Origin of the sequence: Aeromicrobium sp., assembly GCF_036676885.1 — a bacterium.
GTDB lineage: Bacteria > Actinomycetota > Actinomycetes > Propionibacteriales > Nocardioidaceae > Aeromicrobium.
The window spans coordinates 1-18,736 of the sequence record NZ_JAKFCB010000217.1; the positions used below are offsets into that span (position 1 = coordinate 1).

20 protein-coding genes are annotated in these 18,736 nt (G+C 68.7%); 5 read left to right on the top strand and 15 right to left on the bottom strand.

From position 1 onward, the window contains the following. On the bottom strand, nucleotides 1-889 hold an 889-nt coding region (locus tag V6M46_RS09870; RefSeq protein ID WP_332664334.1), incomplete at its 3' end, for an ABC transporter transmembrane domain-containing protein. Then, nucleotides 879-1,640 carry an imidazole glycerol phosphate synthase subunit HisF gene (gene hisF / locus V6M46_RS09875; protein WP_332664336.1) on the bottom strand — a complete coding sequence of 254 codons (762 nt, stop codon included), beginning with the start codon at nucleotides 1,638-1,640 and terminating at the stop codon, nucleotides 879-881. The genes hisF and V6M46_RS09870, both read right to left, overlap by 11 nt. Nucleotides 1,641-1,734: 94 nt before the next feature. Here hisF and V6M46_RS09880 point away from each other — a divergent pair, with 94 nt between their 5' ends. Continuing rightward, nucleotides 1,735-2,073 (top strand): hypothetical protein, encoded by a 339-nt coding sequence (locus V6M46_RS09880; protein ID WP_332664338.1) that lies wholly within the window; start codon nucleotides 1,735-1,737, stop codon nucleotides 2,071-2,073. A gap of 1 nt (nucleotide 2,074) precedes the next feature. Here the strand turns inward: V6M46_RS09880 and V6M46_RS09885 are convergent, their stop codons facing one another. The 3 genes from V6M46_RS09885 to priA form a co-directional block, all read right to left on the bottom strand. Then, nucleotides 2,075-3,154, bottom strand: a complete 1,080-nt coding sequence (locus V6M46_RS09885) for a class I SAM-dependent methyltransferase (RefSeq protein ID WP_332664341.1) — start codon at nucleotides 3,152-3,154, stop codon at nucleotides 2,075-2,077. A 188-nt stretch (nucleotides 3,155-3,342) separates the two neighbouring features. After that, the gene (locus V6M46_RS09890; RefSeq protein WP_332664342.1) at nucleotides 3,343-3,882 is read right to left on the bottom strand and encodes a DUF1707 SHOCT-like domain-containing protein; all 540 of its coding nucleotides are present in this window, start codon (nucleotides 3,880-3,882) and stop codon (nucleotides 3,343-3,345) included. Nucleotides 3,883-3,884: 2 nt separating this feature from the next. After that, on the bottom strand, nucleotides 3,885-4,610 hold the full coding sequence (priA, locus tag V6M46_RS09895) for a bifunctional 1-(5-phosphoribosyl)-5-((5-phosphoribosylamino)methylideneamino)imidazole-4-carboxamide isomerase/phosphoribosylanthranilate isomerase PriA (protein WP_332664344.1): 726 nt from the start codon (nucleotides 4,608-4,610) through the stop codon (nucleotides 3,885-3,887). Between the two features lie 44 nt (nucleotides 4,611-4,654). Between priA and V6M46_RS09900 the strand changes: the two genes are divergently transcribed. After that, nucleotides 4,655-5,356 carry an alpha/beta fold hydrolase gene (locus V6M46_RS09900; RefSeq protein WP_332664346.1) on the top strand — a complete coding sequence of 234 codons (702 nt, stop codon included), beginning with the start codon at nucleotides 4,655-4,657 and terminating at the stop codon, nucleotides 5,354-5,356. Nucleotides 5,357-5,362: 6 nt separating this feature from the next. Here V6M46_RS09900 and hisH read toward each other — a convergent pair whose 3' ends face one another. The 4 genes from hisH to hisD are packed head-to-tail and all read right to left on the bottom strand — an operon-like array spanning nucleotide 5,363 to nucleotide 8,980. After that, nucleotides 5,363-5,998 carry an imidazole glycerol phosphate synthase subunit HisH gene (hisH, locus tag V6M46_RS09905; RefSeq protein ID WP_332664347.1) on the bottom strand — a complete coding sequence of 212 codons (636 nt, stop codon included), beginning with the start codon at nucleotides 5,996-5,998 and terminating at the stop codon, nucleotides 5,363-5,365. Beyond that, nucleotides 5,995-6,594 (bottom strand): imidazoleglycerol-phosphate dehydratase HisB, encoded by a 600-nt coding sequence (gene hisB, locus V6M46_RS09910; protein ID WP_332664349.1) that lies wholly within the window; start codon nucleotides 6,592-6,594, stop codon nucleotides 5,995-5,997. The genes hisH and hisB overlap by 4 nt, the downstream gene beginning before the upstream one ends. Next, nucleotides 6,591-7,667: a histidinol-phosphate transaminase gene (locus tag V6M46_RS09915; protein WP_332664351.1), complete on the bottom strand. Its 1,077-nt coding sequence runs from the start codon at nucleotides 7,665-7,667 to the stop codon at nucleotides 6,591-6,593. Before V6M46_RS09915 ends, hisB begins: the two co-directional genes overlap by 4 nt. Further along, complete coding sequence (gene hisD / locus V6M46_RS09920; protein WP_332664353.1) at nucleotides 7,667-8,980, bottom strand: histidinol dehydrogenase; 1,314 nt, start codon at nucleotides 8,978-8,980, stop codon at nucleotides 7,667-7,669. Before hisD ends, V6M46_RS09915 begins: the two co-directional genes overlap by 1 nt. A gap of 34 nt (nucleotides 8,981-9,014) precedes the next feature. Between hisD and ybaK the strand changes: the two genes are divergently transcribed. Further along, nucleotides 9,015-9,506, top strand: a complete 492-nt coding sequence (gene ybaK, locus V6M46_RS09925; RefSeq protein ID WP_332664356.1) for a Cys-tRNA(Pro) deacylase — start codon at nucleotides 9,015-9,017, stop codon at nucleotides 9,504-9,506. On the opposite strand, the gene V6M46_RS09930 is transcribed toward ybaK, so the two are convergent. Then, on the bottom strand, nucleotides 9,503-9,985 hold the full coding sequence (locus V6M46_RS09930) for a hypothetical protein (RefSeq protein ID WP_332664357.1): 483 nt from the start codon (nucleotides 9,983-9,985) through the stop codon (nucleotides 9,503-9,505). The two genes, ybaK and V6M46_RS09930, sit on opposite strands and share 4 nt — an antisense overlap. 26 nt (nucleotides 9,986-10,011) lie before the next feature. Next, nucleotides 10,012-13,548, bottom strand: coding sequence for a DNA polymerase III subunit alpha (gene dnaE, locus V6M46_RS09935; RefSeq protein ID WP_332664359.1), 3,537 nt, complete (start codon nucleotides 13,546-13,548; stop codon nucleotides 10,012-10,014). Nucleotides 13,549-13,693: 145 nt separating this feature from the next. On the opposite strand from dnaE, the gene V6M46_RS09940 reads away from it, so the two are divergent. Further along, nucleotides 13,694-14,089: an iron chaperone gene (locus V6M46_RS09940; RefSeq protein ID WP_332664361.1), complete on the top strand. Its 396-nt coding sequence runs from the start codon at nucleotides 13,694-13,696 to the stop codon at nucleotides 14,087-14,089. Here the strand turns inward: V6M46_RS09940 and V6M46_RS09945 are convergent, their stop codons facing one another. From V6M46_RS09945 to V6M46_RS09960, 4 genes are all read right to left on the bottom strand, one after another. Then, nucleotides 14,090-15,310, bottom strand: coding sequence for a pyridoxal phosphate-dependent aminotransferase (locus tag V6M46_RS09945; protein WP_332664363.1), 1,221 nt, complete (start codon nucleotides 15,308-15,310; stop codon nucleotides 14,090-14,092). A gap of 125 nt (nucleotides 15,311-15,435) precedes the next feature. Further along, nucleotides 15,436-16,374 carry an RluA family pseudouridine synthase gene (locus V6M46_RS09950; protein WP_332664365.1) on the bottom strand — a complete coding sequence of 313 codons (939 nt, stop codon included), beginning with the start codon at nucleotides 16,372-16,374 and terminating at the stop codon, nucleotides 15,436-15,438. Further along, nucleotides 16,371-16,913 carry a signal peptidase II gene (locus tag V6M46_RS09955; protein WP_332664367.1) on the bottom strand — a complete coding sequence of 181 codons (543 nt, stop codon included), beginning with the start codon at nucleotides 16,911-16,913 and terminating at the stop codon, nucleotides 16,371-16,373. Before V6M46_RS09955 ends, V6M46_RS09950 begins: the two co-directional genes overlap by 4 nt. Beyond that, nucleotides 16,886-17,287, bottom strand: coding sequence for a TraR/DksA family transcriptional regulator (locus tag V6M46_RS09960; RefSeq protein ID WP_332664368.1), 402 nt, complete (start codon nucleotides 17,285-17,287; stop codon nucleotides 16,886-16,888). The genes V6M46_RS09955 and V6M46_RS09960 overlap by 28 nt, the downstream gene beginning before the upstream one ends. Nucleotides 17,288-17,369: 82 nt before the next feature. Here V6M46_RS09960 and V6M46_RS09965 point away from each other — a divergent pair. After that, nucleotides 17,370-18,736, top strand: a 1,367-nt coding sequence (locus V6M46_RS09965) for a class I tRNA ligase family protein (RefSeq protein ID WP_332664371.1), incomplete at its 3' end; no start/stop codon positions are given.

The window sequence follows — 18,736 nt, forward strand, 5'->3', positions numbered from 1 at the left end:
CCAGCACGATGACCAGCAGGATGCCGAGGTTGGGCAGCGCCTCGAGCAGCGGGTCGAACATGCTCCGGATGCGACCCACCGCGATGTTGGCGTCGCGCAGCTCGTGCGTGACCCGGGTGAACCTCTCGGTCTCGTCGGCCTCTCGGCCGAGCGACTTGACGACCAGCGCACCGTCGAACGACTCGTGGGCGACCGAGCTCACGTCGCCGCGGAGCGACTGGGCGTAGGAGACCTTGGGCGAGAGCCAGCGCTGGTAGAAGACGTTGATCGCGAACAGCGCCGGGAAGACGATCAGCCCCACGATCGTCAGGACGACGTCGGCGGCGAGCATCGCGATGATCGCGGCGAGCAGCATCGCGATGACGCCCACCGCCATCGGCAGGGGCATGAACACCGACCACGTCGCCTCGACGTCGGCGTTGGCGTTGGAGAGCAGCTGCCCGGTGGGGTGCCGGTGGTGCCAGGCCATCGGCAGCGAGATGTACTTGCGGGTGACCCGGCGGCGGTAGTCGGCGATGAGCCGATAGAACACGACGCCGCCGATGAGCCGACGGCCGATGATGCCCAGCGCACGGAGCATCGCGACTGCCAGGAACAGCGCGATGGCGACGGCGAGCGCACCCTTGGCGATCTCGCCCCGCTCGAACGAGGGCCGGATCACGTGATCCGTCGCCCAGCCGAGGACCCAGGCATCGGCAACCGTCATGGCGCCGTAGAGGATGCTGCCGATCACCGACAGCGAGAACAGGAATCGCTGCTCGCGGATGCCGCGGCCGAGCAGCGCGAATCCGCGGCCGGTCACGTGGGTGTGGTCGGCCGTTCCGAGGTCACGCTCGTCCGGATCGGGATCGGCCGCCGCGGTGGGCTCGGCCGTGGTCCTATCGGACACAGTGTCCTGCTGCTCGCAACGTCTCTTTCACCTGTCCGATGGTCATGTCGCCGAAGTGGAAGACACTTGCGGCGAGCACTGCGTCGGCGCCGGCATCGATGGCCGCCGGGAAGTGCTCGAGCCGGCCGGCGCCGCCACTCGCGATGAGTGGCACTTGTGTAACGCCACGGACCGCCCGAATCATTTCCAGGTCGAAGCCGTCCTTGGTGCCGTCGGCGTCCATCGAGTTGAGCAGGATCTCTCCGGCGCCCAGCTCGGTGGCGGTGCGCGCCCACTCGACGGCGTCGAGTCCGGCCGACGTGCGCCCGCCGTGCGTCGTCACCTCGAAGCCGCTGGGCTGCTCGCTGCTGCGCCGCGCGTCGACGCTGAGCACGAGGACCTGGTTGCCGAATCGGTGGGCGATCTCGGCGATGACCTCGGGCCGGGCGATCGCCGCGGTGTTGATGCCGACCTTGTCGGCTCCGGCCCGCAACAGGCGGTCGACGTCTTCGGGTGTACGGACGCCGCCGCCGACGGTCAGCGGGATGAACACCTGGTCGGCGGTGCGGCCGACAACGTCGAAGGTCGTGTCGCGGCTGTCGGACGACGCCGTGATGTCGAGGAAGGTGAGCTCGTCGGCGCCTTCGGCGTCGTAGACCTTGGCCATCTCGACGGGGTCGCCGGCATCGCGCAGGTTGACGAAGTTGACACCCTTGACGACCCGGCCGTTGTCGACGTCCAGACACGGGATGACACGTACGGCGAGGCTCACCAGATGAGCCTATCTGTCGGTGCGGACATACCTCCGGGTGGGCAAATCCGTCCTGGCGACGGCCGTACGCCGCCCCGGCCCTACGATCGGGCGCGTGACCGACACGTTCAGCTGCGACTACTGCCGAGGCACGATCGAGACCGCGACGGATGCCGCACTCATCGTGGGGGTGCATCGCCGCGTCGATCCTGGCGACTGGGGCGATGACCCCGACGAGCTGGCCAGCGGCGAACAGCTCGTGTTCCGGTACTGCAGCCGGCAGCACCTCGGCGCGCACATGGAACGCGTGCCGCTGCCACCGGTCAGGATCGACGAGAGCATCTCCGCCGGAGCCATGCTCGGCTGCGCCGTCGCGGTGCTCGTGGGCGCCGCGGTCCTCGCGCTGACGGTCTATGGCGCGGTGCAGCTCTGGCAGGACGTCCTGCAGCGCTGACTCACTCCTCCGGCTTCGTCGTGACGAACATCGTGTCGAGCGGGTCGCCGGGCGTCTCGTGGGCGGTCACGCGCGCGAATCCGGCATCGGCGAGCATCTCGCGGGCCCGCTGCTCCCCCCACGCCGTGCCGAGTCCCGCGCCGCCGTGCGCCAGCGACACCGTCAGGCAGTGCAACGTGCTGACGCCATAGATCCACGGGGCGAACGGGTTGCTGAGGTTGTCCTCGAGGTTGCTCGACGCCGCCGGCTCGACCATCACGTACGTCCCGCCGGGCACCAGTGCGCCGAAGATGCTGCGTACCGCGCCGGCCGGATCGACCTGGTCGTGGATCGCATCGATCGTCGTGATGAGGTCGAACGGAGTCTCCGGAGCGAGGGTCGCGGCGTCCTGCGCCTCGAACTCGACATTCGTGAGGCCGAGCTCGGCGGCCTCGGCCCGGCCACGGTCCAGGGCGTCCTCGGCGATGTCGTAGCCCACGAACGTCGACGCGGGGAACGCCGCAGCCATCGTCACCACGGCGTGACCGGTCCCGCAGCCGACGTCAGCGACCCGGATGCCCTCGGTCAGCCGCTCCGGCAGCCCGGGAACCAACGGCAGCCACGCATCGACCAGCAGCTCGTCGTACGTGCCACGGCTCAGGCTGTCCATGACGTCGGTGAACTCCGGGCGGAACTCCGAGTAGGGCACCCCACCGCCCTCGCGGAACGCCGTGGCGACCTGGTGCAGGTGGTTTCCGAGGTGGGTGTTGATCTGCGCGACCGTCGCGAGGTTGCCCGCACCGGGCCCGGTCAGGCACTCCGCATGCTCGGCCGGCAGCGTGTAGACGCCGGTACGCGGGCTGTAGAGGAAGATCCCGGCCGACACGAGCGAGCCGAGCCACTCGCGGACGTACCGCTCATGGAGCCCCGCGCGAGCGGCCAGCTCCTCGCTGGTGGCCGGTCCCTCGGCGGCCGCCTCGAACAGTCCGCTGCGGTGACCGACGTCGACCATCATCGTCACCATTCCGCTGGTGTAGTGGCTGATCAGCTCCCCGGCGAACTTCTCGACGAGCTGCTCGTCGACCGACCTCGTGGTGGTCATGGGTTGCCTCCTTGGACTCGCGGGCCACCACAGCCGAAGCCATCGCGCACTCGTTCGTCCGGCTCCCCCCTTGCGTCGGCGAGCTCCCCCTGATCGCGGCAGTCGCCCGCTTCGATCGTACGCCCGGGAATTGCAGGCTGTTCAGGGTTTGGCGCAGCGGGGGCCGGCCCTCCAGGCCGGCGCCGGACTCACTCGAGGTCGCGGTCGCGCTGTCGCTTGATGCGCCGGGTCTCGGCGATCTTCTCCTCGTACTTCTCGATGCGCGAATCGGCGGTGGCGCGCGTCGAGACGTAGCCGATGCCGACCCCGATGATCGGGAAGACCGGCCAGAAGAACAGCAGGTGTCCCGACACGAGGCTGGTGACTCCCCAGATCGCCAGCGTGAGGACCGAGACGAACGCCCACCCGTTGCGGGCGTCGTTCAGCTCACGTTGGTAGCGCTGCACGGCTTTGACGTGCAGGTCGGCGTGTGAGTCACGGGTCGCGGCGACCGTGCCGGCGGGAAGGAGGTCGACCAGCAACGGGAGGAACGCCCCGACCGTCCGCGTGCCGAGCGCAGTGGCAGAGCGCTCGTCGTACTCGAGGCGGGTCAACCGGCCATCCGCGTACGCCTCCCGGAGCACCTCCGCCGCGAGATCGCGGTCTGCGTCGGTGGCCTTCAGATCCGCTGAGACGGGATCACGTGGATCGGCCGAGAAGGCCGACCACATCGCCCGCCCAGAGGCCATGTCTAGACCTCGGCGACCGCGGCGAGTGCTTCGGGCAGCGTGAACGCGCCGGCGTAGAGCGCCTTGCCGACGATGGCGCCCTCGACGCCAACGCCGGTCAGCGAGGCGATCGCGCGGAGGTCGTCGAGGCTCGAGACGCCACCGGAGGCGACGACCGGCTTGTCGGTGATCTCGCAGACCTGGCGCAGCAGGTCGAGGTTGGGGCCGGTCAGCGTGCCGTCCTTGGTGACGTCGGTCAGGACGTAGCGGGCGCAGCCGTCGCGCTCGAGGCGGTCGAGCACCTCGAACAGGTCGCCGCCCTCCTGCGTCCAGCCCCGTGCGGCCAGCGTCGTGCCGCGCACGTCGAGGCCCACGGCGATCTGGTCGCCGTACTGGCTGACGACCTTGCGGCACCACTCCGGGTTCTCCAGCGCGGCGGTGCCGAGGTTGACCCGGGTGCAACCGGTCGCGAGCGCTGCCTCGAGCGAGGCGTCGTCGCGGATGCCGCCCGACAGCTCGACCTTGACGTCGAGCCGGTTCACGACATCGGCGAGGAGCTCGCGGTTGGAGCCCTTGCCGAAGGCAGCGTCGAGGTCGACGAGGTGGATCCACTCCGCACCGTCGGACTGCCACTGCAGGGCGGCGTCGAGCGGGGATCCGTAGGTCGTCTCGCTGCCGAGCTCACCCTGGACGAGGCGCACGGCCTGCCCATCGGCGACGTCGACGGCGGGGAGGAGTTCGAGGGTCACGCAGGTGATCGTATCTGTCGGCACTCACCCCTACGGTGGTCGGTATGAAGGTGATCCTCGTTCCCGGTTTCTGGCTCGGCGCATGGTCGTGGGACCGCATCACTCCCGCGCTCGAGGCCAGAGGCCATGACGTCACGGCGCTCACGTTGCCCGGACTCGAGTCGGTCGACGCCGACCGCTCCGGCATCGGGCTCGCCGACCATGTCGAGGCGATCGTCGCGGCGATCGACGAGGCGGACGAGCCGGTGGTGCTGGTCGGTCACAGCGGCGGGGGTGCGGCTGTCCACGGTGCGGTCGACCGCCGTCCCGACCGGGTCGCCCGTGCCGTCTACGTCGACAGCGGCCCACTGCCCGACGGCGCCGCGATCAACGCCGGCCTGCCGGACGAGGACGGCGAGATCCCGCTGCCGCCGTGGGACGTCTTCCGCGAGGAGGGCTCGCGCGACCTCGACGACTTCACCGAGGCACAGCTCGCCGACTTCCGCGCCCGTGCGATCCCGATCCCGATCGGGGTTGCACGTGATCCGCAGGTGCTGAGCAACGAAGCCCGCTTCGACGTGCCGATCACCCTCATCAGCACGACCTTCACCCGCGACGAGATCGATCAGTACGTCGCCGCGGGTGTGGCCTACTTCTCGGAGCTGCCCAAGATCAAGGACGTGACGATCATCGAGCTGCCCACCAGTCACTGGCCGCAGTTCACCAGGCCCGAACAGCTGGCCGAGGTGCTGCGCGACGCGATCTGACAGCGGTCAGAGCGTCGCGAGCCAGTTCTTCAGCAGCTGCGAGCCGGCATCGCCGGACTTCTCCGGGTGGAACTGCGTCGCCCACAGCGGCCCGTGCTCAGCGGCCGACACGAATCGGTCTCCCGCGTAGTCGGTCCACGTGACAACCGGAGCCGGCATCGCCGGCGGCTGGCTGAGCACCCAGTCGCGCACCCCGTAGGAGTGCACGAAGTAGAACCGCTCGTCCTCGATGCCGGCGAACATCCGCGATCCCTCGCCGGGCTCGACGGTGTTCCAGCCCATGTGCGGCACGATCGGCGCCTGGAGGCGCTCGACGACGCCCGGGAGCTCGCCACACCCCTCGGTGCGTACGCCGTGCTCGATGCCCTCGGCGAACAGGATCTGCATGCCGACGCAGATCCCCAGCACCGGCCGGTTGGCGATGAGCCGGCGCTCGACGATGCGGACGCCGTCGACACCTTCGAGCCCGCGCATGCAGGCTTCGAAGGCACCGACGCCGGGCACGAGCAGCCCGTCGGCCTCGATCGCGGTGGTCGCATCATGCGTGAGCTCGGCCTCGGCCCCGGCACGCTCGACAGCGCGTACTGCCGATCGCAGGTTTCCTGAGCCGTAATCCAGCACCGCGACGCGCGGACGCGTCACAACGCACCCTTCGTGCTGGGGATGCCTGACTCGCGCGGGTCGATCGCGACGGCGTCACGCAGCGCGCGGGCCACGGCCTTGAACTGGGCCTCCGCGATGTGGTGCGGGTCGCGGCCGTCCAGCAGGCGTACGTGCAGGGTGATCCCGGCGTGGTGCGCAATCGACTCGAACACGTGGGCCGTCAGCGCGCCGGTGTACTGGCCGCCGATGATCGCGGTGATCTGGCGGTCGGGCTCGCCGGAGTGCACGAAGTAGGGCCGGCCCGAGACATCGACGACGGCCTGCGCGATCGACTCGTCGAGCGGGACGAGCGCGTCGCCGTAGCGGCGGATGCCGACCTTGTCACCGAGCGCCTCGCGGATCGCCTGGCCGAGGCAGATCGCGGTGTCCTCGACGGTGTGGTGCGCGTCGATGTGCAGATCGCCCTCGGACTTGACCGTGAGGTCGATCAGCGAGTGGCGCGAGAACGCCGTCAGCATGTGGTCGTAGAAGCCGACGCCGGTCGAGATGTCGTTGATGCCGGATCCGTCGAGGTCGAGCTCGACGACGACATGGGACTCCGAGGTCTTCCGCTCGATGCGCGCAGTGCGGGTCATCGGGTCACCTCCAGGAGTGCTTTGCGGAACGCGTGCATCTCGTCCGGCGTGCCGATCGACACGCGCAGCCATTCTAGGGGTCCGACCTCGCGGATCAGGACCCCGTGGTCGAGCAGGCCCTGCCAGATCGCGTGGCGATCGTCGAAGCGTCCGAACAGGATGAAGTTCGCATCCGACTCCGCGACCTCGAATCCCTGTTCGCGCAACCAGGTCGCGGTCTCGTCCCGAGTCACCCGGAGGGCGTCGACCTGCGCCAGCAGCTCGTCCTCGTGCCGCAGCGCTGCGGTCGCCGCCGCCTGGCTGACGGTGGACAGGTGATAGGGCAACCGGACGATGCGCAGTGCGTCGATGATGGCGGCATCCGCTGCGACATACCCGAGCCGGCCGCCCGCGAGCGCGAACGCCTTGCTCATCGTGCGGGTCACCAGCAGCCGCGGGAACTCGTCGAGCAGCTCGAGCGCGCTCGGGGTGCCGTCCCGGCGGAACTCCGCGTACGCCTCGTCCACGACGACGATTCCGGGTGCCGCCTCGACGATGGCGCGCACGGTGTCGAGCGGCAGAGCCGTCCCCGTGGGATTGTTCGGAGAGGTCAGCAGCACGACGTCGGGCTGCTCGGCCTTGACCTGCTCAACAGCCCGGTCCACGTCGACCGTGAAGTCCTCCTCGCGCTGCCCCGACACCCAACGGGTGTGGGTGTTGCGGGCGTACTCCGGATACATCGAGTACGTCGGGGCGAACGACATCGCCGTGCGTCCTGGACCCGCGAACGCCTGCAACACCTGCTGCATGATCTCGTTGGAGCCATTGGCCGCCCAGACCCGATCCGCCGTCAGGTCGTGGCCCAGGTACTTCGCCAAGGCCTTGCGGAGCTCCCATGCTTCGCGATCGGGGTATCGGTTGAGCTTCGCTGCAGCGTCGCCGACCGCACGGGCAATGTCCGCAACGACACCAGGTCCGGGCCCGTAAGGGTTCTCGTTGGTGTTGAGCTGCACCGGCACGTCGAGCTGCGGCGCACCGTACGGTTCGTCGTCCCGGAGCTCCTCGCGGATCGGGACCCAGGCGGGCAGCGGCATCAGCGGGACATCCGGATCGTCACGGCCGCGCCGTGCGACGGCAGGTTCTCCGCCTCGGCGAGGACCACGACGTGGTCGCCCACCTCACGCAGGGCGGCTTCGTCGTAGGTGACGACGTGCATGTTCTTGCAGAACGCCCGCACCGAGAGGCCCGACGAGTGGCAGGCGCAGCCCGCGGTGGGGAGGACGTGGTTGGAGCCCGCGGCGTAGTCGCCGAGGGACACCGGCGTGTGCGAGCCGACGAACACCGCACCCGCGTTGACGATGCGGGCCGCGACGTCGGCGGCAGCCGCGGTGTGGATCTCGAGGTGCTCGGCGGCGTAGCCGTTGGCGACCTGGACCGCCTGGTCGACATCGCGTACGAGCACCGTCGCCGACTGCTGGCCCTCGAGCGCGGTGCGGATGCGGTCGGCATGCTTGGCGGTGCCGATCTGGTCGACGAGCGCCGAGTCGACCGCATCGGCGAGCTGCTCGCTGTCGGTGATCAGCACACTCGCGGCCATGGGATCGTGCTCGGCCTGGCTGATCAGGTCGGCCGCGACGAACGCGGCATCGGCCGTACGGTCGGCGATGATCGCGATCTCGGTGGGTCCGGCCTCGGCATCGATGCTGACGGTGCCCTGCAGGTAGCGCTTGGCCGCGGCCACGTAGATGTTGCCGGGCCCGGTGATGAGGTTGACGGGGCGACACTCCCCCGCGCCGTAGGCGAACATCGCGAGCGCCTGGGCACCGCCGGCGGAGTAGACCTCGTCGATGCCGAGCAGGCCACAGGCGGCCAGGATCGTGGGGTGCGGCAGTCCGCCGAACTCGGCGTTGGGCGGGCTGGCGAGTGCGATGCCCGGCACGCCGGCGACCTGCGCCGGGACCGCGTTCATGATGACGGTGCTGACCAGGGGCGCGAGGCCACCGGGGACGTAGAGGCCGACGCGCTGCATCGGGACGATCCGGCGCTCGACCGTTGCGCCGGGCGCGACATCGGTGACCAGGGTGTGCTCCAGCTCGGCCTCGCAGGTCTGGCGGAGCCGGCGGATGGACTCCTCGAGCCCGGCGCGGATGTCCGGTGCGAGGGCGTCCAGCGCATCGGTGATCGCCGCGGGCGGCACGCGGAGCTGTGTCGGGCGTACACCGTCGAAGCGCTCCCCCGCGTCGAGCACGGCGTCGGCGCCCCGGGACTTGACGTCCTCGCAGATCGGCCGGATCGCGGCCATGGCGTGCTCGACATCGAGCTCGGCGCGCGGCACTGCAGCGCTGTAGACCCACTGCCATTCTTCGGCAGCAGGGTCGAGATTTCTCAGGTCGAGGCGTCGCATCACGACGCCAAGTCTACGGACGGGCTACCGTGGGTTGGTGGCCGCCAACAAGAAGCCGACCGACGCAACGCCGGCGTTCGTCGCACTCCATCGTGCCCACATCCCGTTCACCCCTCATGCGTACGTCCACGACCCGCGGGCGGACTCATTCGGGATGGAAGCGGCGCAGGCGCTGGGCGTGGAGCCGGGACGGGTCTTCAAGACCCTGATGGCCGAGGTGGACGGTGAGCTGTGCGTCGGGGTGGTGCCGGTCATGGGGTCCCTCGACCTCAAGGCGCTCGCCGATGCACTGGGGGGCAAGCGCGCCCAGATGGCCGACGCCGCGCAGGCTCAGCGGGCGACGGGATACGTCATCGGAGGGATCTCGCCACTGGGCCAGAAGCGCAAGCACCGGACCGTGGTCGACAAGACCTCGGGGCAATGGCCGACGATCTTCGTGTCGGGTGGCCGTCGGGGCCTGGAGGCCGAGCTGCAGCCGAACGACCTGATCCTGCTGACCGAGGCCGTCGTCGCGCGAATCGCCCGCTAACCGAACGGGCGGTCGTCCGGGGAGGGGTGCTGCGACTCGTCGAGCGGATCGAGAGCCACCCCGACCAGCATCGCGCCGAAGAACCCGGCCAACCCGAAGATCGGCCAGGTCAGGAACGGCGCGAAGGTGTCGACGGCGAGCCTGGCCGGGATGTGGTCGCCGACCGACGCGTCGCGGACCGTCGATGGATCCGGCGGCCCCAGCCACACGCCGACACGCCAGGCGATCACGGAGGCGCCCAAGGTCAGCACGACGACGAACGGCGTCACGATCCAGCCGGCGTCGCGCAACGTCCACGCGGCGAACGCACCCCACACGAGGGAGGTGATCGCGCCGATCAGGACGAACACCACGATGACCGAGAACTGACCCTTGGATGCGGCCTCGTCCATCACGACGCCGGCCTCGCGGACCTCCCACTCTGCGGGAGTGGCAAGTCGCTCCCACACGAAACCTGCCGCGACGCCCAGAAGGAGCATCGCGGCGGCAGTCAGGAGAAGTCGTCTCAGGACAGGCAATGGGGGCCCAGCAGCTCTTTCAGGTCGGCGATCAACGAGGACGACTGTGCCACACGCAGGCTGTCGTCGAGTCGCATGACCTTGGTCGAGCCGTTGCCGATCAGCCGGAGGTGCACCTCGGAGACGCCGGGGTGTGCTGCGAGGACCGCCTTGAAGGTGCTGATGGTGTCGGTCGTGCAGCGTGCCACCGGGAGGCTCACGACGAGCGGTCGCTCCGGGCCGCCGGTGTTCATCGCCGGGAGGGTGACCTCGAGGGCGTTGAGCTCGACGCCGTCGTCCTTGCGGCGTACGCGGCCCTTGACGACGACGATCGTGTCGGGGATCAGCACCGGCATCGCCAGCTGATAGGCGCCGGGGAACACCATGACCTCGATGCCACCTTCGAGGTCCTCGATCGTGACCGACGCCCAGGAGTCGCCCTTCTTGCTCATCCGGCGCTGCACCCCGGTGATGAGGCCGCAGATGCGCACGGTGCTGCCATCGGGCAGCTCGGCATTGGTCAGCAGCTCGCCGACCGTGCAGTCGCTGCTGGCCCTGAGGACGTGCTCGAGGCCCTGCAACGGGTGGTCGGAGACGTAGAGGCCCAGCATGTCGCGCTCGAACGCGAGCAATTGGGTCTTCTCCCACTCCGGCATCGTGTCGGGCACCTCGATCGTGCCGCCGGTGAACGCATCGTCGTTGCCGCCGAACAAGGAGTCCTGACCGATCGCGGCCTGGCGCTTGAGGTCGATGTAGAGGTCGACACCCTCCTCGGCGACCGTGGTCAGCGCGCGCCGGCGGTGGCCGAGCGAGTCGAAGGCACCGGCCTTGATCAGCGAGTCGAGGACCCGCTTGTTGCAGACCAGCGTCGGCACCTTGTTGAGGAAGTCGTTGAAGTCGGTGTAGGGCCCGCCCGACGCGCGTCCCTCGACGATCCCCGCCACGACGTTCTCGCCGATGTTGCGGATCGCCCCGAGGCCGAACCGGATGTCGGCGCCCACTGACGCGAAGTTGGAGACCGACTCGTTGACGTCCGGCGGCAGCACCTTGATGCCCATGCGCCGGCACTCGTTGAGGTAGATCGCCGACTTGTCCTTGTCACCGCGGGTGCTGGTCAGCAGCGCCGCCATGTACTCGGCCGGGTAGTTGGCCTTGAGATAGGCCGTCCAGTAGGAGATGACGCCGTAGGCCGCGGAGTGCGCCTTGTTGAACGCGTAGTCCGAGAACGGCAGCAGGATGTCCCACAGCGTCGTGATCGCCTTCTGGCCGTAGCCGCGCTCCAGCATGCCGGCCTGGAACCCGGCGTACTGCTTGTCGAGCTCGGACTTCTTCTTCTTGCCCATCGCGCGTCGCAGGTTGTCGGCCTGTCCCAGCGAGAACCCCGCCAGGACCTGCGCGATCTCCATGACCTGCTCCTGATAGACGATCAGGCCGTACGTCTCGCCGAGCACCTTGGCGAGCGGTTCCTCGAGCTCGGGATGGATCGGGTCGATCGGCTCGCGCCCGTTCTTGCGGCGGGCGTACTTGTTGTGCGAGTCCGCGCCCATCGGCCCGGGCCGGTAGAGGGCGCCGACGGCCGAGATGTCCTCGAACTTGTCGGGCTTCATGCTGCGCAACAGGGCCCGCATCGGGCCACCGTCGAGCTGGAAGACGCCGAGCGTGTCGCCGCGGGCCAGCAGGTCGTAGGTCGCGGGATCGTCGAACGTGAGGTCCTCGAGGACCAGGTCGATGTCGCGGTTGCGCTTGATGTTCTCGAGCGCGTCGTCGAGCACCGTGAGGTTGCGCAGGCCCAGGAAGTCCATCTTGACCAGCCCGAGCGCCTCGCACATCGGGTAGTCGAACTGGGTGATGATCGCGCCGTCCTGCTCGCGCTTCATGATCGGGACGATGTCGATCAGCGGGTCGCTCGACATGATGACGCCGGCGGCGTGGACGCCCCACTGCCGGATCTGGCCCTCGAGCCCGAGCGCGGTCTGGTAGATCTTGCGGACGTCGGCGTCCTCGTCGTGCAACCGGCGGAAGTCGGCGCCGTCGCCATAACGCTTGTCGTCCTTGTCGAACAGCCCCTTGAGCGACACGCCCTTGCCCATGACGTCGGCCGGGAGCGCCTTGGTGATGCGCTCGCCGTGCGTGAACGGGTAGTCCATGACGCGGGCGGCGTCCTTGATCGCGGCCTTGGACTTGAGCCGGCCGAACGTCGCGATCATCGCGACGCGCTCCTCGCCGTACTTGTTGCTGACGTAGCGGATGACCTCACCGCGACGACGCTCGTCGAAGTCGATGTCGAAGTCGGGCATCGACGGACGCTCGGGGTTGAGGAAGCGCTCGAAGATCAGGCCGTGGGTCAGGGGGCAGAGGTCGGTGATCCGCAGGGCGTACGCCGCGATCGAGCCGGCACCCGAACCACGGCCGGGGCCCACGCGGATGCCGTTGTCCTTGGCCCAGTTGATGAAGTCGGCGACCACCAGGTAGTAGCCGCAGTAGCCCTTGTCGCGTACGACGTCGAGCTCCATCTCGGTTCGTGCCCGGACCTCGTCGGTGAGCTTGTCGCCCGGGTAGCGGGACTCGATGCCGCGCCAGACCTCCTTGACGAACCAGCTCTCCTCGGTCTCGCCCGGGGGGACGTCGGCCCGCGCCATGTAGCCACCGTTGGACTCGCGGAACTCGACGTCGCACCGCTCGGCGATCAGCAGCGTGTTGTCACACGCCTCCTTGAGGTCGAAGCGGTCCTCCCACAGGTCGCGCATCTCCTTGGCGGACTTGATGTAGAAGTCGTTGGAGTCGAACTTGAAGCGGTTGGGATCCGTCAGCGTGCTGCCGGACTGGACGCACAGCAGGGCCGAGTGCGCCTCGGCATCCTCGGGGGCGGTGTAGTGCGAGTCATTGGTCGCGATGGCCGGCAGGCCGAGGTCCTTCTTGAGCCGCAGCAACCCCTCGCGCACCTGGGACTCGATCGCAAGACCGTGGTCCATCAGCTCGAGGAAGAAGTTCTCCTTGCCGAAGATGTCCTGGAACTCGGCGGCCGACGCCCGCGCCTTGTCGTAGTTGCCGATGCGCAGCCAGGTCTGGATCTCGCCGGACGGGCAGCCCGTCGTCGCGATGAGCCCCTTGCCGAAGCGCTGCAGCAGGTCGCGATCGGCACGCGGCTTGCGGTATTGCCCCTCGAGGCTCGCATAGGAGCCGATGCGGAACAGGTTGTGCATGCCCTCGGTCGTCTCCGAGAGCAGCGTCATGTGCGTGTAGGCGCCCCGGCCCGCGACATCGGCGTCCTTGGCCCCCTTGTTCCACTGCACGGCCTTCTTCTCCGTGCGCGGGATGTCGGGCGTGAGGTAGGCCTCCATGCCGATGATCGGCTTGACCCCGTGCGCCTTGGCCTTGCTGTAGAAGTCGTAGGCACCGTGCAGGTTGCCGTGATCGGTCATCGCAATGGCCGGCATGCCGAGCTGCGAGGTGCGCTCGAACAGCCCGTCGAGCAAGGCGGCACCATCGAGCATCGAGTACTCCGTGTGCACGTGCAGGTGCACGAATGGCGAGTCGCTCGACATCGAAAAATGGCCTCCTCGGCGCGATCGTGGGGGAAGGTCTTCAGCCTAGTCGAGGGGTCCGACGCTCTGGACCAAGATGCACCGTGTCGTCCTGCCCCCACGCCGAAAATTGTCCTTTGCGGGGATTCTCGACTACACCTGAGTGGTGACTGACGACAAGCAGAAGTTCACGACCGTCGACGAGTACCTCGAGGCCGCGACGTACGACGTCGAGCCGCGGCTCATCGAGACCCGACGCGTCATCCGCGCGGCCCTCCCGGATGCGGAGGAGACGATCAGCTACAACATCCCCGCCTACAAGCAGGACGGTGTGGTCGTGATCCAGTTCGCGGGCTACACCGAGCACACCTCGCTCACGTTCTTCCCGACGGCTGCGACGTTCGCGCATTTCGCGGAGGAGCTCGCGCCCTACCGGACCAGCAAGTCGGCGATCCAGTTCCCGCTCACCGAGCCCCTGCCGGTCGACCTCATCGACGCGATCACCCGGTTCCGCGCCGAGGAGGCCGCGGCGTACGCCGCACGCAAGCAGGCCGGTCGGTAGCTACGCCTGCCTGTAGGTGCTGAGGAAGTTGCCGAGCCGCTGGATCGCCTCGGCGAGGTCCCTGGCCCAGGGCAGCGTCACGATCCGCAGGTGGTCGGTCTCGGGCCAGTTGAAGCCCGTGCCCTGCGTCAGCAGGATCTTCTCCTGCAGCAGCAGGTCGAGCACGAGCTGCTGGTCGTCCTTGATCGGGTAGACCTCGGGGTCGAGGCGCGGGAAGGCATACAGCGCACCCCGGGGGGCGACGACGCTGACACCGGGGATCTTGCGCAGCTCGTTGACCGCGGTGTCGCGCTGCTCGAGCAGCCGCCCGCCGGGCAGGATGAGCTCCTTGATCGACTGGTAGCCGCCGAGCGCGACCTGGATCGCGTTCTGCGCCGGGACGTTGGGGCACAGCCGCATCGAGGCGAGCAGGGTGATGCCCTCGAGGTAGTCGCCGGCGCGTTCCAGCGGGCCCGTCACCACGAGCCAGCCGGCCCGGTAGCCGCACACCCGGTACGCCTTGGAGAGCCCGTTGAACGTCAACGTCAGCACGTCCGGCGCCACGCTCGCCATCGGGATGTGGACCGCGTCGTCGTAGAGGATCTTGTCGTAGATCTCGTCGGCCATCAGGACGAGGTCGTGCTTGCGGGCCAGGTCGGCGATCGCGTCGAGCGTCTCGCGGGAGTAGACCGCGCCGGTGGGGTTGTTGGGGTTGATCACGACGATGACCCGGGTGCGGTCGGTGATCTTGGACTCGAGGTCCTCGAGGTCGGGGTTCCAGCCGTTGTCCTCATCACAGAGGTAGTGCACCGGCACGCCCCCGGCCAGGTTGGTCACGGCGGTCCACAGCGGATAGTCCGGTATCGGCACGAGGACCTCGTCGCCGTTGTCGAGCAGCGCCTGCAGCGCCATCTGGATCAGCTCGGAGACGCCGTTGCCGATCCAGACATCGTCGATGTCGATCGTCGGGAAGCCCTCTTGCAGCTGGTAGTGGTGCACGACGGCACGCCGGGCCGACTGGATGCCGCGCGAGTCGGAGTAGCCGGCCGAGCTGGGCAGTGCCGCGATGACGTCCTGCAGGATCTCCGCCGGCGCATCGAAGCCGAACGGCTGCGGGTTGCCGATGTTGAGCTTCATGATCCGGTGGCCCTCGGCCTCCAGGGCGGCGGCTCGAGTGCTGACGGGACCACGGATGTCGTACAGGACATCCCTCAGCTTCTCGGACTGGCGCACTTTGCTCATGGACCTCATTGTCCACGACCCCTGAACTCACCCGAGCACGCCCGCCACCCTCCGCTGAGCGTGACGAGTTGCAGGCGACTCGCCGATGCGGGCCTGCAGTTCGTCACGCTCAGCGGGGAACTGGGTCAGTCGAGGTCGCGGACGACGGCGAGGGCGGCGTTGAGGTCGTCGGGGTAGTCCGACTCGAACTCGACGTACTCCCCCGTGCGCGGGTGCATGAAACCGAGCTTCTGCGCGTGCAGCCACTGACGGTCGAGCCCGACCTTCTTGGCGAGGGTCGGGTCGGCGCCGTACATGAGGTCGCCGACGCAGGGATGGTGCAGCGCGCTCATGTGGACGCGGATCTGGTGGGTGCGACCCGTCTCGAGCTTGATCGTCAGCAGGCTGGCGTAGCGGTGCGCCTCGAGCGTGTCGTAGTGCGTGATGCTCTCGCGGCCGCCGTCCTTGACCGTGAACTTGAAGTCATGCTTGGGGTGCCGGGCGATCGGCGCGTCGATCGTGCCCATGTGCGGATCGGGGTGGCCCTGCACGAGCGCGTGGTAGGTCTTGTCGACCGTACGGTCGCGGAACGCCTGCTTGAGCACGGTGTAGGCGTGCTCGGACTTGGCCACCGCCATGAGGCCGCTCGTGCCGACGTCGAGGCGGTGGACGATGCCCCGGCGCTCCGGCGCACCCGACGTCGAGATCCGGATGCCGGCCCCCGCGAGATGGTCGAGGACCGTGGGGCCGTACCAGCCCACGCTGGGATGCGCGGCGACGCCGACGGGCTTGTCGACCACGACGAAGTCGTCGTCCTGGAACACCAGGCGCATGCCCTCGACCTCGGCCGCCACGACCGCGATGCGCCGCGGCGCGGGGATCGACGCCTCGAGGATCGAGCCCGGCGTCACCCGGTCTGACTTGGCCGGTGCGGAGCCGTCGAGGGTGACGAGTCCCTCCGCGACGAGCTCGCTGGCCCGGGTGCGGGACAGGCCGAGCAGCCGGGCGAGGGCGCTGTCGACGCGCTCCCCGGCGAGGCCCTCGGGGACCTGGATGACCTTGTGCTCGAGCTCCTCGGCGGTCATGACTTCACCTGACGGGTTCCGTCGATGCCGACGCCGCTCCACGTGCGCCACACGATGACGACGGCGGCGAGTGTGAGCGCGATGTCCGCGACGTTGCCGACGAACACGCCGTAGTCGATGAAGTCCACGACATGACCCTTCAGGGGAGCGGGCTCGCGGAAGATCCGGTCGCACAGGTTGCCGACGGCTCCGGCGAGCAGCAGGCCGAGCCCGACGGCCCACCACCGATCGCGCAGCCGGGTCGCCATGCGTACGACCGCGACCGACACCGCGACCGCCACGATGCTGAGCACGAGCGTGAAGCCCGCGCCGGTGCCGAGCGCCGCGCCGGCGTTGCGGAGGAACGACAGCGACAGCACGCCCGGGATGAGCTCGATCGACTCACGACCCTGCAGCTTCTCGACCGCCAGCGCCTTGGTCACCTGGTCGACGACGACCGTCAGGGCAGCGACAACCGCGAAAAGGCGTACGTACGTGTGTGTGGCAGTCGGGCCGTGGTCGTCGCCAGGGCTCAGCGACGCTCCTCGCGCTGCTTGCATGTCATGCACAGTGTCGCACGCGGGAACGCCATCAAACGATTCTTGCCGATCGGCTCCCCGCACATCTCGCACTGGCCGTAGCTGCCCTTCTCGAGGCGATCGAGCGCCTTCTCGGTCTGGAGCAGCAGCTCGCGCTGGTTGGCGGCGAGGGACATCTCGGCATCGCGCTCGAGGCCCTTGGAGCCCACATCGGCCTGATCGTTGCCGGCACCGTCGACGCCGTCGCGCAGCAGGTCCTGCAGCTCGCGCGCCGACTGATCGAGCTCGCCGCGCAACCTCACGAGGTCAGCCTCGAGCTCGGCGCGGACGGCCTTGGTCTCGGCGGCGGTCCATGGCTTCTCGTCGGCTCGAACGGCGAGCTTGGTGTTTGGCATGCACGAAGATTAGACCCCCGGTGGGGCAAAGCCAACTCGCACCGCCGCAGTGTCGCCGCTGGTCACCCGTAGAATTGAGGGTGTGACCCAGCACGCGTCCTATCGCCCCGTCCCCGCCCACGTCGATCTCCCGGCGCTGGAGCGCGAAATCCTCCAATTGTGGGCCGATCAGGGCACGTTCGCCGCAAGCCTCGACACCCCGTCCGACGCGCCGCGCTGGACGTTCTACGAGGGCCCTCCGACGGCCAACGGCACCCCGGGCACTCATCACGTCGAGGCCCGCGTGTTCAAGGACGTCTTCCCGCGGTTCAAGACCATGCAGGGCTATCACGTCGACCGCAAGGCCGGCTGGGACTGCCACGGCCTGCCCGTCGAGATCGCGGTCGAGAAGGAGCTCGGCTTCAACGGAAAGCCTGACATCGAGGCCTACGGCATCGCCGAGTTCAACGCCAAGTGCCGCGAGGCAGTGGTCCGCAACGTCGATCTCTTCGAGGAGATGACGGATCGGATGGGCTACTGGGTCGACATGGCCAACCCCTACCGCACGATGGAGTCGTCGTACGTCGAGAGCGTCTGGTGGGCGCTGTCGACGATCTTCGACAAGGGACTGCTGACCGAGGACTTCCGGGTCGCGCCCTACTGCCCGCGCTGCGGCACGACCCTGTCCGACCACGAGCTCGCGCAGGGCTACGAGACGATCACCGACCCCTCGGTCTACGTACGCTTCCCGCTGACGTCCGGGCCGCTCGCCGGCAAGGCCTCGATGCTGGTCTGGACCACGACGCCCTGGACCCTGGTGTCCAACACCGCCGTCGCGGTCAACCCCGACGTCACGTACGTCGCGGCGTCGGACGGCCAGGAGACGCTCGTCGTCGCGGAGCCGCTGCTGGAGAAGGCGCTCGGCGAGGGCTGGAAGCCCACCGGCGAGTCGTTCAGCGGGCGCGACATGGAACGTTGGACGTACCAGCGGCCCTTCGAGCTGGTCGAGTTCCCGGCCCCCGCGCACATCGTCGTGCTCGGCGACTACGTCACGACCGACGACGGCACCGGTCTGGTGCACCAGTCCCCCGCGTTCGGCGCCGACGACATGGCGGTCTGCAAGGCGTACGACCTTCCGGTCGTCAACCCGATCACTCCCGACGGCCACTTCGAGGCCGACGTCCCCCTGGTCGGTGGGCAGTTCTTCAAGACCGCTGACCGGGCGCTGGCCGACGACCTGGCGGCGCGCGGGCTGATGTTCAACGAGCTGGCATACGAGCACTCCTATCCGCACTGCTGGCGCTGCCACACGCCGCTGATGTACTACGCGCTCCCGGCCTGGTACATCCGCACGACCGCGATCAAGGACAAGCTGCTCGCCGAGAACGCCGGCACCAACTGGTTCCCCGAGACGATCAAGAACGGCCGCTACGGCGACTGGCTGACCAACAACATCGACTGGTCGCTGTC